The organism is Rhodoferax sp., assembly GCF_034520025.1.
GTDB lineage: Bacteria > Pseudomonadota > Gammaproteobacteria > Burkholderiales > Burkholderiaceae_C > Allorhodoferax.
The window spans coordinates 1629592-1643918 of sequence record NZ_JAXHNZ010000002.1 but is presented as its reverse complement, the minus strand read 5'-3'; the positions used below and the strand labels follow the sequence as shown (position 1 = coordinate 1643918).

The following is a 14327-nucleotide window of genomic DNA, read 5'->3' as shown; positions in this document are numbered from 1 at the left end:
CACAGATCGCATGCTGAATCGGGACCGGCCCGAACAGCAATTTGGCAGGGGAAGAAGGATTCGAACCTTCGCATGCTGGAATCAAAATCCAGTGCCTTAACCAACTTGGCGACTCCCCTACACGGGTTGGTAGCTAAACGCTACCCACCGATAAACCATCGCTGGGTGCCCATCCCTGAAGGGGGTGAACATCCAAACTGCTGCACAACCTGACTTGACAGTCAGTAGGCGCATCACCCATTTCGATGCTCTGAGTGCAGTACGCAAAAACTGCGCTTCCTGAACCAGTCATTCGACCACTGAGACCTTTTGAATTCAGCCACTGAAGGGCTTGGTTCATTTCCGGGCACAGCGTCTGGGCTATGGCCTGCAAATCATTTCTTGTTGTCTTTATGACATTTTCGAAAGTGTGTGCAGCGAAGCCGTAGATTGTAGCGCACTCTGAATCACGTTTCAAGCTTGGATCAGAAAAAATTCGTTTTGTTTCTAAACCGGCCCCGGGTTTCACGACCAACCAAGGCGAAACCGGGATGTCGATGGGGGTTAGTTTTTCTCCGATGCCTTCTACCCATGCGTTCTTTCCACCGAGGAAAAAGGGCACATCGGCACCCAGCTTCAGGCCGATCGCCAGCAGCGCGGGCAGCGGCAGTTTCAAGTTCCACAAGCGATTCAAGGCCAGCAACGTAGACGCCGCATCCGAAGACCCTCCGCCCATACCTGCTTGCGCCGGGATGGATTTGTGGATGCCGATGTGGGCACCCAAGGCGCAACCGGTGGCTTGCTGCAAGGCGCGGGCAGCGCGGAGCACGAGATCATCTTCCGGCAAAGCCCAGCTCAAGTCCTCACGGCTGATGCCGCCATCACTGCGCAGGTCGAAGTGAAGGGTGTCACTCCAATCAATCAACATAAAGGGGGACTGCAACAGGTGGTAACCATCCTCGCGGCGACCCACGATATGAAGGAACAGGTTGAGCTTGGCTGGGGCGGGAATGTCGTAGAGCGACTGCATGGCGGCGATTATCTGCGCTGCTGGGCGCACCGTTCAGCGCTGAAGAATGATTCGCAGCTCGATACCTGGCAGCGAAGGCTCATCGCGCTGGGCCATCAATCGACCTTGCTCGAGGGCGCTCAGGTCCACCGACCAACCTGGCACGGGTGTGGCCGTACCCCGGAGCCAATCAAACAGCGCTTGCACTGGCAGCTCGGCGCCCGTGGCTTGTTGCACCAGGGCTTCTACAGAGTCAAACTGGCGGATCTGGCCCTCTGCTGCAAGGGTTGCGGTCCCGGGCGCCCATTGCAGCTTTGCCGCAGTGGTGCCAAGTGGGGTGTAGAAGGCCAGTTGGCCTGCTTCAGCCGAACCACCCAATTCAAAGTCGGCGCTGAAGGCCTGGGGTGGCGTGCTCTGCGCTTTGAGGGCCAGCCTGCCGCTCCACTGCGATTCAAAGGGAAAAGTGCTGTTTGCGCCCGGTTGATGTGCGCAGCCCGCTATCAGAAAAATAGCAAACCAGAGCGTGAAGAGCGCCCGAGTCCGGATTCCCAAGCTCATAGAGACGGGTTCAGGCGCTGGATGGTCTCGCGCAAGGTTTCGTTGTCTTTTTGCAGTTCCAAGCCCTGCTGCCAGATCTTATTAGCCGCTTCGCGCTGTCCAGAGACCCAGAGCACTTCGCCCAAATGGGCTGCTATTTCAGCGTCTTGCCGGCTGGCATATGCCTGCTGCAACAGGCGCTGTGCTTCGGGGAGGTTACCGCTGCGGAACTCCACCCATGCCAGGCTGTCGACTATAAAGGGGTCTGCGGGTGCAAATTCCAGCGCCTTTTGGATCAGTTGCCGCGCTTCTGACAAGCGTATGCCCCGGTCCGCAAGGGAGTAGCCCAATGCGTTGTATGCGTGGTGGTAGTCCGGCGCTTTGGCAATCAGTTTGCGCAGCAGGGTTTCCATCTCCTCGGGCCGACCGAGCTTTTCAGCCACCATGGCGAGGTCGTAGGCGAAGGTGTTGTCATCCGGGTAGGCCCGTACTGCGGTTGTGAGCAAGGTGTAGGCCTCGCTCATTTGCTTGTAGTCGCGGAGCAGTTGGATTTCGGTGGCCAGCTTGGTGCGCGCATCATCCGCTTGTCGCTCTGGGGCGTTGCGTATCGCGGCACGGGCTTCGTCGAGCTTGCCTTGGCGTGCCAGCAGCGTGGCGCGGCGCACAGTGACTCGCAAGGCGTCTTGGGGGCTTTTGATCCGTTGCAAGAGTGTGTTGGCTTCTTCGGGCTTGCCGTTCAGTTCTGCAATCTGGGCGAGCAACAAATAGGCTTGTACCGCACCCCGTCCGGTTTCGGTCTCATCATTGGGGTCTTGCTCGGCGGGGAGCAGGCTCAGGTACTGCTTGAGTGATTTCTCTGCAGCGGCCGGACCTTTGTCCTGGATTTCCAGGGAACCACGTACCAACCAGGCATCCGCAAAATCCGGCTTTTGCGTGTTGATCAGCTGCATTTGGATGAGTGCCTCGGCGAACCGCTGCGCGCCTATCAAAGCCCGACCGTAGCCCATGCGGATTTCAGGCAGCGCATTGCCTGCCAAATATTTGCGCATGATGGCCTCGGCGGCGGGCGCTTTGGTATCCATCAAATTCAGGGCGAGCACTGCGGGCTCTTCTGCGTTGGCATCCAGTGCGGCGCCCCGTTGGGCTGCCTCTAGCGCGCCGGGCAGGTTGCCAGCGCCGATCCGCATCACGCCCACAGCACTCCACGCCGCGGGTCCGTAGAGCGTGGTGGGCAGGTCCGCCGCCAGCGCTTGTTCAAAGACTGCTGCAGCCAGCGTTTTGTCGGTCACCCGCTGGAAATAACGGGGCAACACATTAATGGTGCCTACGCGGTCCTTGCCCGAGAGGCCTTGGAGTTCGCGTTTGAGCGGTTCGGTCAGTTCAGACAGGCGGTTCGTGCCTATCAATATTTGCAAGATGTAGCGATTGGCATCCTTCGAGCTGGGAAACCCCCGCTGCCATGCGCGTGCGGCCTCCAGTGCGAAGTCCGCGCTTCTGGCGCGCAGGGCCAGTTCCACCGCCCGCTCATACAGTCGCGGTGAATTGGCGCGCCGGGCGGCATCCAAGGTCAAGGAGAACGCGTTGGTTTCATCGCCATTGAAGGCACTCATTTCGGCCACCAGGATCTGGTACGTCAGTCCGGCGTTCAGGTCCGAATTCGTGACAGGCGCCGGCGCCACAGCCTGCGCGGACCCGAGTGGAATGAGTCCGGCAACGAGGGCGGCGATAGCAATGAGGCGTTGGGTGCGGTGCATCAGACCATAATAATCCAACCCCCGTATCTGAGAGCGCCCATGCCTGAATTGCCCGAAGTTGAAGTCACCCGCCGGAGTTTTGCCGACCGCATCACCGGCGCCACGATTCAGGCAGTGCACATGGGCAAACCTTTGCGCTGGCCATTGCAATGCGAGCCGGTATCGTTGGCGGGCATGCGGGTGCGTGGAGTCCGGCGCCGGGGCAAGTATCTGTTGATCGACCTCAGCGACGGCTTGCTGCTGGTGCACTTGGGCATGTCGGGCTCGGTGGTCTTTGACCGGCATTTGCCGCCTGCGGATGTGCATGACCACTTTGACATGGTCACCGACCTCGGTACCCTGCGCCTGCACGACCCCCGCCGCTTTGGCGCCGTGGTGTTTGCGGTGGGGGAGTCAGACCAGGTTGCGCAAAAACTGCTGGGCCACTTGGGCGTAGAGCCTTTGGGTGACGGTTTTGAGGTGGCCGCCTTTCTGGCCGGTCTACGTCAGCGCAAAGCACCCATCAAGCAGGTGCTGCTCGCCGGCGAAGTGGTGGTCGGCGTGGGCAATATTTATGCGTCCGAGGCCTTGTTTCTGGCCGGCATACGCCCCACCAGCCCGGCCAATAGCATCAGCAAGCCAAGGGTGGCTAAGCTTCATGCGGCGGTGAAGGATGTGCTGAGCCGCGCGGTAGAGAAGGGCGGCAGCACGCTGCGCGACTTTTCCAACGCCAATGGCGAGAGCGGCTATTTCCAGCTGGAGGCCAATGTCTACGGCCGGGAAGGCGCGCCTTGCCGTGTGTGTGCCACACCGGTGCGGGCGATCCGGCAGGGTCAGCGCTCCACCTATTTCTGCATGATTTGCCAGAAGCGCTAGGGCTGGATGGGGTGCTATATTGGCCGATTCCTCGGGGGACTACGTGGCTACTTCATTCAACGATCAATTTGACCAACACGGCACGTGGCGGCGTGAGTTTGCGCTGCGCCTGAAGCTGCTGGCCGAATGGCTGAAAGACCACGAGTTGCTGGATGCCGGCGTCGAAGAGCGACTGTTGCGCCTGGAGACCCAGCTGCGCTCCGACAAAGTGATGGTGGCCTTTGTGGCCGAGTTCTCGCGCGGCAAGTCCGAAATGATCAACGCCCTGTTCTTTGCGGGCTACGGCCGGCGCATCATGCCGGCCAGCGCCGGGCGCACCACCATGTGCCCCACCGAGATGGGGTATGACGCTGAGGTGCCCCCCTGCCTGCGCCTGCTACCCATCGAGACCCGCCTGCAACCCCAGGCGCTGATGGAGTGGCGCATGGCGCCCGAAAAGTGGACCCGCATCGACCTCGATGTGAACAATCCTCAGCAACTGGCCAAGGCCTTGGAGGAAGTCGCCGAAACCATTCGTGTAACCCAGGAAGAAGCCCGCGCCTTGGGCTTCTGGAATGCCCAAGCCCCTGAAGACAACCCTATGGTGGATGCGCAAGGCATGGTCGAAGTGCCGCGCTGGCGCCATGCGCTAATCAACATTGCCCACCCGCTGCTCAAGCAAGGCTTGGTGATTTTGGATACCCCGGGCCTGAACGCCATCGGCGCTGAGCCGGAGCTGACCGTCAGCCTGATTCCACAGGCCCACGCCGTGGTGTTTATGTTGGGTGCTGATACCGGCGTCACCAAATCCGATCTGTCTATCTGGCGCGAACACCTGATCACCGAGTCCACCGACCCCGAAGCGCGCTTGGTGGTGCTTAACAAAATCGACACGCTGTGGGACGCCCTGAGCACCCCCGCCCAGATTCAGACCCAGATCGACCGCCAGCGCACCAGCACCGCTGATATTTTGGGGATTCCCAAAGAGCGGGTGATTGCTGTCTCCGCCCAGAAGGGCCTGGTAGCCAAAGTCACGGAAGACGATGCGCTATTGCGCCAGAGCTGCCTTCCGGTGCTCGAAGACGTGCTCGGCTACGGCATGATGGGTAAGCGCCAGCAGATTCTCGCTTCTGCCATGAAGGGCGGAATCACGGATTTGCGGGCTGAAACCGGCCGGGTCATCAACATCCGCAAGCGCGACCTGACCGAGCAGATGATGGAGTTGCAGAGCCTGCAGGGCAAAAACGCTAACGTCATCAAGCACATGCGCAACCGCATCTCGCAAGAGCAGGCCGAGTTCGACCAAGGCGGCGCCAAGATCCATGCGGTGCGCTCCGTGCATCTGCGCCTGCTGCGTGAAGTGTTCAATATCTTGGGCGCGGCCATGCTCAAGAAAGAAATGGCCGGGCTAGGTGACACGCTGCTGCAAAAGGGCCTCAAGCTGGGCGTCAAGCGGGCTTATAGCGAAACTTTTGACCGCCTGCGTGCCAACTTGCAGCGGGTGCAAGCCCTGTGCGCCGAAATCCAGACCATGCTGGAGGCGAGCTTTACCGCGCTGAACGCAGAATACGGTTTTTCGCTGCAGCCACCGGCGCAGCCGGACATGGCCCGCTTCACGGCGGATCTGGACACGATCGAACGCAATCACCTGCAGTATTTGGGCTTGGGCAACGCCTTCCGCCTCGCTCAGCCGGAGTTTGCAGATCGGCTGGTGCGCGCCTTGTCCACGCGACTGCGCACGGTCCACGAAACCGCCTTGGCGGATGTCGAGCTCTGGAGCAAAGCGTCTGCAGCGCAGCTCGATGCCCAACTGCGCGAGCGCCGCCGCAATTTTGTGCGCCGCATTGAAGCGATTGACCGTATCTCGCAGGCCGCGGGTGGCCTGGAGGACCGCATTGGTGAAATCAACCTGCAGAGCAACGCCCTGAATGTGCTGGACGACAAGCTGATGGAGCTCACCTCCTACTTGGTCGCGGCGCACCAGAGCCGCACCGCGCTGACCGAAGTCGACGTCGAACTGGTCTGACTATGGCGACACCGAGTTTTGCCACCGCCGTGGTGCGCTGGCAGGCGCAGCATGGCCGCAACAGCCTGCCTTGGCAAAACACCCAAGACCCGTACCGGGTGTGGCTGTCAGAGATCATGTTGCAGCAAACGCAGGTGACCACCGTCATCGGCTACTTCGACCGCTTTTTGGCCCGCTGCCCCACGGTGGCAGACCTGGCCGCCGCCAGTAGTGACGAGGTCATGGGCCTGTGGAGCGGCTTGGGCTACTACAGCCGTGCCCGCAACCTGCACCGCTGCGCCCAGCTGGTCATGGAACTGCACGGCGGCGCCTTCCCGCGCGATGCGGCTACGCTGGCCACCTTGCCCGGTATCGGCCGCTCGACCGCCGCGGCGATTGCCTCGCTGTGTTTTCACGAGCGGGTGGCCATCATGGATGCCAACGTCAAGCGGGTGCTCACCCGTGTGCTGGCGTTTGACGCCGATCTGGCATCCACCAAGAATGAGCGCGCTCTGTGGGACCAAGCCACAGCCCTGCTGCCCAGCGCGGCCGAGGTGGCCACGGAGGGCCCGCGTGTGATGCCACGTTACACCCAGGGCATGATGGATTTGGGGGCCTCGCTGTGCAGCCCCAAGCGGCCCAGCTGTTTGCTCTGCCCGGTGCAAAGCCAATGCGCCGCTGCCAAGGTGGGTGACGCCGAGCGCTACCCGGTGCGCACCCGCAAGCTCAAGCGCAGCAGCCAAAGCCTGTGGCTTTTTTGGTTGCGGCGCGCTGATGGCGCGGTGTGGCTGAGCAAGCGCCCCACCCCTGGGGTGTGGGCAGGCTTGCAGTGTTTTCCGCTGTTTGAAAGTGAAGACGCGTTGCGCGCCGCGCTACCGCCCGCATCTGCGGGCGACTTACGGTTTATGCCCGCAGTAACCCATGTGCTCACGCATAAAGACCTATTTATGCATCCGGCCCAAGTGGAGCTCTCGCAAGGCGCTATAGATTTAATAGCAAATGACTTGGGTGAGGGCGCTTGGTTTACACCCGCTGAGTGGGCTGCGGCTGGCTTACCGGCCCCAGTGCGCAAGCTGTTGGAAGGCTAGAGCCTACCGCCTACCTCGCGTCCATCTCGCGGTGGCGCTTGAGGGTGATCCATTCACCGCTGAAGCGCTTGGCGAGTTGCTCTACCAAAAATACAGAGCGGTGTTGGCCGCCGGTGCAACCGATGGCTACGGTCACATAGCTACGGTGGTCGCTCGCCAAGGCATCGAGCCAGCTTTCCAGAAAGTGAGCAATGTGGTGCTGCATGAGCGCCACGGCTTCCTCGGCCATCAGAAAATCCATCACCGGTTGGTCCCGCCCGGTCAGGTGCTTGAGCTCGGGGTTGTAGTGCGGGTTGGGCAGCATTCGAACGTCAAACACATAGTCCGCATCCGTGGGCACGCCCCGTTTGAAGGCAAACGATTCAAACACCAGCGTGAGTTGCCCGCCGGGCGAGGCAATCAGCGCTTTGACATAGCTCTGCAACTGGGAGGGGCGGATGATGCTGGAGTCAATCACATGGGCCTGCTCGCGCAGGTCGGCCAGTAGCTCGCGCTCCAGTTCAATGGCGTCGACCAGTGCGCGGCGCTCATCGCGCTCGCCATGCTCGGAGCTGCCCTGTGACAAAGGGTGCTTGCGCCGTGTCTCAGAGTAGCGGCGCACCAGCGTGTCGGTAGTCGAGTCCAAAAACAAAGGCTTAACTACCACGCCCAGCGCCCGCACCGCTGCTAACTGCTGCGGTACCAACGGCAGCGAGGCCGCACTGCGCACATCCATCGCAATGGCGATGCGCTGCGCGTCATGCTGCCGTTCAAGCTCCACAAAGGGCAGCAGCAGCTCGGGCGGCAGGTTGTCGACGCAGTAAAAGCCTGCGTCTTCCAAGGCGTGCAGCGCCACCGATTTGCCGGAACCCGACATGCCGGTGATCAGCACAATTTCCATCGACGTATGTAGAGAGCTCATTGTTTTTTTTTACAGGCCTGACTGCAACATTTCTTTCGCGTGAGCCAGCGTAGTGCCTGAGAGCTTTTCCCCACCCAGCATGCGGGCAATTTCGGCCACACGCTGTTCGCCGCCCACGGGGGCCACGGTGCTCAGCGTAGCCTTACCCTGCAGCTGCTTGGACACTACCAAATGGTGGTGCGCGCAGGCGGCGACCTGGGGCAGGTGGGTCACGGCCAGCACCTGGCGGTCGCTACCTAGCTGCTGCATGAGGCGGCCCACAGTCTCGGCCACTGCGCCGCCCACACCGGAGTCCACCTCGTCAAATATCAAGGTCTGGGCGGTGCCCAGGCGGCTGGTAGTCACCGCAATGGCCAGCGCCATGCGCGAGAGCTCGCCGCCCGAGGCCACCTTGCCCACCGGGCGCGGGGTGCTGCCCGCATGGCCGGCGGCCAGAAACTGCACATCTTCCAGGCCGCTCGCTTGGGGCTGGGCCAGGGGCTCCAGCGCTACCTCAAACCGGCCGCCCTGCATGCCCAAGCCTTGCATGGCTTGGGTGATGCTCTGGGCCAGCAGGGGCGCGGCCTTGGCACGTTGTTTGGACAGGGCCTTGGCCTCCGCCATGAAGGCGGCCTGGGCCTTGCGCTCTTTGGCTTGCAGGCCGTCCAGGTCGGCAGCTGCGTCTAGCTGGGTCAATTCGGTCTTCCAGCTGGCCCACAACTCGGCCAGCTCTTCGGGCGGGCGCTTGTAGCGGCGCGCAAGGTTCACCCAGAGCGACATGCGTTCGTCCAGCTCGGCCAGGCGTTCGGGGTCGAGTTCGGCACGGCGGGCATAAGAGCGCAGGCTGTGCACTGTGTCTTCAATTTGCGCGACGCTGGAGTTCAGGGCTTCAATCGCGTCTTTGAATTCGGCTTCCAGATGCGACTGGGCTTGCAGCAGCTGCAGCGCGGCGTGCAGCGGTGCCAGGGCGTTGGTGTCGTCGTCTTCCAGCAGGTTGACGGCGCCCTCGGCCGCGTCAATCAGCGCCTGCCCGTTGGCCAGGCGGCTGTGGCTGGCGTTGAGCTCGGGCCACTCGTCGGTGCCGGGGTTGAGTTTGTCGACCTCGCTAATCTGCCACGCTAGGCGCTCGCGCTCGCGTTGCAGGCTGTCTTGCGCGGCCTGGGCTTGGGTGAGGGCTTGTTGGGTCTGGCGCCAGGTGGCCCACAGGCTGCTCAGAGCGCTGGTGTCTAACTTGGCATACGCATCCAGCAGGCCGCGCACGGCCTCCGGCCGGGTCAGGCTTTGCCAGGCGTGCTGGCCGTGAATGTCAAGCAGCTGCTCGCCGATGGTGCGCAACTGCTGCGCGGTGGCGGGGCTGCCATTCACCCAGGCGCGGCTTTTGCCCTGCGTGTCCACAGTGCGGCGCAGCAGCAGGGTGTCGCCACTCTCAAACCCGGCTTCGTCGAGCACGGCTTCAAGGCCGGGCGCGTTGTCAAACTCGGCGCTCACATCGGTGCGGGCCGCGCCTTCGCGGATTACGCCGGTGTCGGCGCGGGCGCCGGTCACCAGCTGCAGCGCATCAATCAGAATGGATTTGCCCGCGCCGGTTTCACCGGTCAGCACCGAGAAGCCGGACTCCAAGTCCAGCTCCAGCTCGCTGACGATCACAAAGTCTCTGAGAACAATTCGCTTGAGTGCCATGTGTTCACTTTCGGTGGCGCTTAGGCCACCCCTTCATTCCAATGCATTTTTTGGCGCAGGGTGTCAAAGTAGGTCCAGCCCTTGGGGTGCAAAAAGCGCACCTTGTGCTGCGAGCGGGTCACTTCAATGCGGTCGCCGTGCATCAGGCTTGCCAAGCTCTGCATGTCAAAGTTGGCGCTGGCATCGCGACCTGCTACGATTTCGATAGCTATATGCGCACTATCCGCGAGGGCTATCGGCCGATTTGATAGGGTATGGGGCGCAATTGGCACCATCACCCAGGCGGCGATCGAGGGGTGCAGCAGCGGCCCGCCGGCCGACATGGCATAGGCGGTCGAGCCCGTGGGCGAGGCGATGATCAGCCCGTCCGCCCGCTGGTTTGCCACAAAGTGCCCGTCCACTTCCACCCGCAGCTCTACCATGCCCGAGGTCGCGCCGCGGTTCACCACCACGTCGTTCATGGCCTCGGCCTCAAACACGCAGTGGCCGTCGCGCATCACGCGGGCGCGCATCAAGGCGCGGTCGTCCACCTCGTAGTGGCCGGCCAGCATGGGCGCCAGCGTGGTTTTGTATTGTTCGAAACGGATGTCGGTAATAAACCCCAGCCGCCCCGAGTTGATGCCGATCAGGGGCACCTGGTAGCGTGCCAGTTGGCGGCCTATGCCCAGCATGGTGCCGTCGCCACCCACCACCAGGGCCAGGTCGCACTGGGCGCCAATGCCGGCCACGTCCATGGTGGTGTAGTTGCTTAAACCCGTGTTGGCGGCAGTGTCGGCTTCGATCACCACCTCGCAGCCCTGGTCCATCAAATAATGGGCAATCTCGTCCAGCGATTTGCGGGACGAGGCTCCCGCAGCGCTGGTGCCGGTGGTTTGGTACTTGCCGATCAGAGCGACATGCCTAAATAGAGACAACATGGTCAAATTAGACACTAAATAGGTTACTAAAATGACCAACATGCTCGATGAACGTTCCAAGATGTTGATGAAGGCGCTGGTGGAGCGCTATATCGCCGATGGACAGCCCGTTGGCAGCCGCACTCTGTCCAAAGAATCGGGCCTGGAGCTCTCACCTGCCACGATCCGCAACGTCATGGCGGACCTGGAAGACCTGGGCCTCATCGTCAGCCCCCACACCTCGGCCGGGCGCGTGCCCACCGCGCGCGGCTACCGCCTGTTTGTGGACACCATGCTCACCGTGCAACAGGGCCAGCTGCCTACCCACAGCCTGTTGCCCGATCAGCCGCAACGCGTCATTTCTAATGCGGCCAACATGCTGTCGAACCTGTCGCAGTTTGTGGGCGTGGTGATTGCACCGCGCCGCACATCGGCCTTCCGGCATATTGAGTTTTTGCGCCTGTCGGAAAAGCGCTTGCTGGTCATCATCGTGGCGCCCGATGGCGACGTGCAAAACCGCGTCATCTACACCGAAGTGGACTACACCCAAAGCCAGCTGGCCGAAGCCGCCAACTACCTCAACAGCCAATTCATGGGGCTGGAAATCGAGCAAGTGCGCCAGCGACTGCAAGGCGAGGTGGAGAGCCTGCGCGGCGAAATTGCCGCCCTCATGCAAGCGGCCGTAAACGCCAGCTCAGAAGTGATCTCCGAGACGCAAGATGAAGTGGTCATCTCCGGCGAGCGCAATCTGCTGTCGGTGTCTGACTTTTCGAGCGACATGGGCCACCTGCGCCGAGCGTTTGAGCTGTTTGAGCAAAAAGCCCAGCTCATGCGCCTGCTGGACGTAACCGGCCAGGCCGAAGGCGTGCGCATCTTCATCGGGGGCGAGAGCCAGGTGGTGCCGTTTGAAGACCTGTCCATCGTCAGCAGCCCTTACGAGGTGGACGGCAAAGTGGTCGGCACGCTGGGCGTGATCGGCCCCACCCGCATGGCGTATGACCGCATGATCCAGATCGTGGACATCACCTCCAAGCTGGTGAGCAACGCCCTGAGCCACCACAAATAGCCCGCTGCGGGCGGCTACAATCTGCGGATCGGTTGGGGCGTTAGCTCAGTTGGTTAGAGCAGAGGACTCATAATCCTTTGGTCGAGTGTTCAAGTCACTCACGCCCTACCATCCAAACAAAAAATAGAAAGCCCGTTGCGAAGTTCGTAACGGGCTTTTTTCATTTTCTGACGGAGTGACACTTGAACTCGAAAACTGCTACAGGTAACCAACCAGAAGAGAAAGCCAAAACTCCATTGTGGGACAGGGACGCCTTCGATCGAAAACCATATGCTGATTTTTTGACACAGTATTTGAAGGAACGAACAAAAGCCAATGTTGATGGTGAACTTCGGCCCTTTTGCATCGCACTGGATGCCGAATGGGGCTCCGGAAAAACGTACTTCATTCAAAACTGGTCATCTGATTTGAGAAAAGAGGGGGCTCATCCGACCTTTGTATTCGATGCGTGGGAATTTGATTCAAGTTCTGAGCCTACGATTGCTTTTATGTCGGCGTTTAAGGGGGCGCTCGATGCGGAAATCGCTAAGCTATCTTTGGTGGATCAATTACAGGATCGAGCAAAGAATGCGGTTCGTGAAGGGGTAAAAGCATTGGGGAGTGCTGTTTTACCTTTGACAAAAGCGGTCTTTAAGGGAGCGATTAACAAGGCACTCCCCGGTGTACTCGAAGATGTTTCGAAATCGCTAGGCGATGGGAATCTGGCGATCGACGATCTAGATCTAGATGAACTTTCTGGAAACAGCATCAATGGGGCAAAGGCTGCCTTGGACAAGTACTTTGAAGTTGCCCTAAAACAGCCAACAGATCGAAAGAAGCTCATAGAGACGTTCAAAAAGCAAATTGAAAGTACATTGCTTCTGCTTCAGAACGAGGGTGGCCGTGAGTTGCCATTCTTTGTCTTCATAGATGAATTGGATCGTTGTCGACCTACTTTCGCTGTTTCTCTTATGGAAGAGTTAAAACACATTTTCAACGTGCCTGGAATGTGCTTTGTGGTGTCGACGAACATTTCCCAACTGTCACACGCTATTGGCGCAATTTACGGCGCGAGGTTCGACGGGAGAACTTATCTTCAGCGTTTTTTTGACTCCGAGTGGTCGCTTCCTTCCCCGTCTGTTTATGACTATTGCATTCAACTAGCAGATGAGTTTCCACTCTTAAATAATTCAAACGTCGAATCCTGCTTTCCGGTGGCTTCGGGCTTCACTTTTCCATGCAGGGAGGCAGTTCCAGCGGCAGTAGTCGAGTGGGTTGCCGATGCATTCAATTTGGATCTTCGAACAATTAAAAAGATGACAGAGATGATGCAGGCATGCATTAGCTCATTGACTGGTGAGGAGAGTATCTACTTGCTATGGTTGGCGACATTAGCCGCCGCGCGTATACGCTCTCCAGAATTGTTTACAGTTTTGACGGAACAACGTTTCTCTCCCGAAAAACTTACAGATTTGTGGAGATCTGTCGCGACAGGTGATGTGCCGCGAAAGTACATGGTTCCCAATATGACAACTTACGGAGCAAAAGAGCGCGAGGTATCTCTTATTGATGTCGTTAAGGTGTTTTGTGAGAGGTCTTCTCAAAGTGTTTTCGACATTGATGAAGCGATTTCCGCTCAGAAAGTGAATCAGTTTGATTACCCCAACTCCTTAGTAAAAAAATTTGGACGTGAAGCACATAAAAATCCGCACTTTGGGAGTTTTGTAGCCGTCTCTTATGCGAAATACGCCACGTTGATAAAGCATGCGGGCCACCTCCACAACAAATAGGTTGTAACAAAGCAAAAAGCCTGTGCGTCTCACGAACCACAGGCTTTTTCATTGCGCGCTGAAGCAATCAGCGCATCAGCACCTCAGCGCTGAAACACCACCGCTTCCAGCTTCATTCCTTTGATCTTGTCTGCCGCAGCATCAGCCAACGCCTTGTTCATGTAGGGGCCTACGCGCACGCGGGTGAGGGCGCCTTTTTTGCTTTTCACCACATCGGTGAATACGGGCAGCTCCGCCTTCTCCAGGGTGCGGAAGGCGTTGGTGCCGTTGGTGGGCACGGCAAACAAACCGACATTGATATAAAAGCCGGGCACCAACTCACTGCTGCCGGCCTTGGTGGGCGCCGACTTGGCAGTGTCTTTGGCGTTGGCTTTGCCACTGGGTGCGGCGCGCCCGGTGGCTTTGGGGGTTTCTGCTTCTGGCGGTGCCATGACGGGTGTGGACGCCAACACAGGGCGTGGTTCTATGTTGGCTGTTTCAGCCGCACTGGCGGGTACCGGGTTAGCGTTCGCTTTGGGCGAATCTTCCGCCACCATGGGCGGTGCGGGTGGCGGTGTCAGTGGTTCTGCTGCAGCGGTGGGAGTGGATGTGTCCGAGCCGCCCCAAGTCAATGCCTTGGGCCAGATGGCGCAGCCGGAAAGCGCGCTGGCCATCAGGCCGGCGGCCAACAGGCTGCGGCCGGTGCGCAAAGGGTGGGGAGCCAAGGGCAAGTGGGGCACAGAAGACATGGGGCTGCTGCTTTCTCGTTAAAACGGGGTCATCGGGTGACTGCTGCGCTGCGTGCACAGGGCTCGCGGGCGCAATCCTCAAAATGTACTGTATGCGAGCCA

At 59.8% G+C, this 14327-nt stretch carries 12 protein-coding genes and 2 tRNA genes; 6 read left to right on the top strand and 8 right to left on the bottom strand.

The window, feature by feature from the left end; translation table 11 throughout:
* Window positions 1-42: 42 nt before the first annotated feature.
* The 4 genes from U5L73_RS16115 to U5L73_RS16100 form a co-directional block, all read right to left on the bottom strand.
* A tRNA-Gln gene (locus tag U5L73_RS16115) sits at window positions 43-119 on the bottom strand.
* Window positions 120-133: 14 nt separating this feature from the next.
* Window positions 134-1009 carry a 4-(cytidine 5'-diphospho)-2-C-methyl-D-erythritol kinase gene (gene ispE, locus U5L73_RS16110; RefSeq protein ID WP_322563281.1) on the bottom strand — a complete coding sequence of 292 codons (876 nt, stop codon included), beginning with the start codon at window positions 1007-1009 and terminating at the stop codon, window positions 134-136.
* A 33-nt stretch (window positions 1010-1042) separates the two neighbouring features.
* The gene (locus U5L73_RS16105) at window positions 1043-1546 is read right to left on the bottom strand and encodes an outer membrane lipoprotein LolB (protein WP_322563280.1); all 504 of its coding nucleotides are present in this window, start codon (window positions 1544-1546) and stop codon (window positions 1043-1045) included.
* Window positions 1543-3279 carry a tetratricopeptide repeat protein gene (locus U5L73_RS16100; protein WP_322563279.1) on the bottom strand — a complete coding sequence of 579 codons (1737 nt, stop codon included), beginning with the start codon at window positions 3277-3279 and terminating at the stop codon, window positions 1543-1545. Before U5L73_RS16100 ends, U5L73_RS16105 begins: the two co-directional genes overlap by 4 nt.
* Window positions 3280-3318: 39 nt before the next feature.
* Between U5L73_RS16100 and mutM the strand changes: the two genes are divergently transcribed.
* The 3 genes from mutM to mutY are packed head-to-tail and all read left to right on the top strand — an operon-like array spanning window position 3319 to window position 7206.
* Entirely contained in the window at window positions 3319-4134 is an 816-nt protein-coding gene (mutM, locus tag U5L73_RS16095; RefSeq protein WP_322563278.1) for a bifunctional DNA-formamidopyrimidine glycosylase/DNA-(apurinic or apyrimidinic site) lyase, read from the top strand.
* Between the two features lie 43 nt (window positions 4135-4177).
* Window positions 4178-6139 (top strand): dynamin family protein, encoded by a 1962-nt coding sequence (locus U5L73_RS16090; protein ID WP_322563277.1) that lies wholly within the window; start codon window positions 4178-4180, stop codon window positions 6137-6139.
* Between the two features lie 2 nt (window positions 6140-6141).
* On the top strand, window positions 6142-7206 hold the full coding sequence (mutY, locus tag U5L73_RS16085) for an A/G-specific adenine glycosylase (protein WP_322563276.1): 1065 nt from the start codon (window positions 6142-6144) through the stop codon (window positions 7204-7206).
* A gap of 10 nt (window positions 7207-7216) precedes the next feature.
* Here mutY and rapZ read toward each other — a convergent pair whose 3' ends face one another.
* Genes rapZ through U5L73_RS16070 form a run of 3 tightly spaced genes read right to left on the bottom strand, consistent with a single transcriptional unit; the run spans window position 7217 to window position 10683 of the window.
* The gene (gene rapZ, locus U5L73_RS16080; protein WP_322563275.1) at window positions 7217-8107 is read right to left on the bottom strand and encodes an RNase adapter RapZ; all 891 of its coding nucleotides are present in this window, start codon (window positions 8105-8107) and stop codon (window positions 7217-7219) included.
* A 9-nt stretch (window positions 8108-8116) separates the two neighbouring features.
* Window positions 8117-9766, bottom strand: coding sequence for a DNA repair protein RecN (gene recN / locus U5L73_RS16075; protein WP_322563274.1), 1650 nt, complete (start codon window positions 9764-9766; stop codon window positions 8117-8119).
* Between the two features lie 20 nt (window positions 9767-9786).
* Window positions 9787-10683, bottom strand: a complete 897-nt coding sequence (locus tag U5L73_RS16070; RefSeq protein ID WP_322563273.1) for an NAD kinase — start codon at window positions 10681-10683, stop codon at window positions 9787-9789.
* Window positions 10684-10723: 40 nt separating this feature from the next.
* On the opposite strand from U5L73_RS16070, the gene hrcA reads away from it, so the two are divergent.
* The 3 genes from hrcA to U5L73_RS16055 all read left to right on the top strand — a co-directional run bounded on the left by hrcA (window position 10724) and on the right by U5L73_RS16055 (window position 13497).
* Complete coding sequence (gene hrcA, locus U5L73_RS16065; RefSeq protein WP_322563539.1) at window positions 10724-11728, top strand: heat-inducible transcriptional repressor HrcA; 1005 nt, start codon at window positions 10724-10726, stop codon at window positions 11726-11728.
* A 34-nt stretch (window positions 11729-11762) separates the two neighbouring features.
* A tRNA-Ile gene (locus tag U5L73_RS16060) sits at window positions 11763-11839 on the top strand.
* A gap of 71 nt (window positions 11840-11910) precedes the next feature.
* A complete protein-coding gene (locus tag U5L73_RS16055) occupies window positions 11911-13497 on the top strand; it encodes a KAP family P-loop NTPase fold protein (protein ID WP_322563272.1) in 1587 nt (528 codons plus the stop codon).
* Between the two features lie 83 nt (window positions 13498-13580).
* On the opposite strand, the gene U5L73_RS16050 is transcribed toward U5L73_RS16055, so the two are convergent.
* Complete coding sequence (locus U5L73_RS16050; RefSeq protein ID WP_322563271.1) at window positions 13581-14225, bottom strand: SPOR domain-containing protein; 645 nt, start codon at window positions 14223-14225, stop codon at window positions 13581-13583.
* Between the last annotated feature and the right edge of the window lie 102 nt (window positions 14226-14327).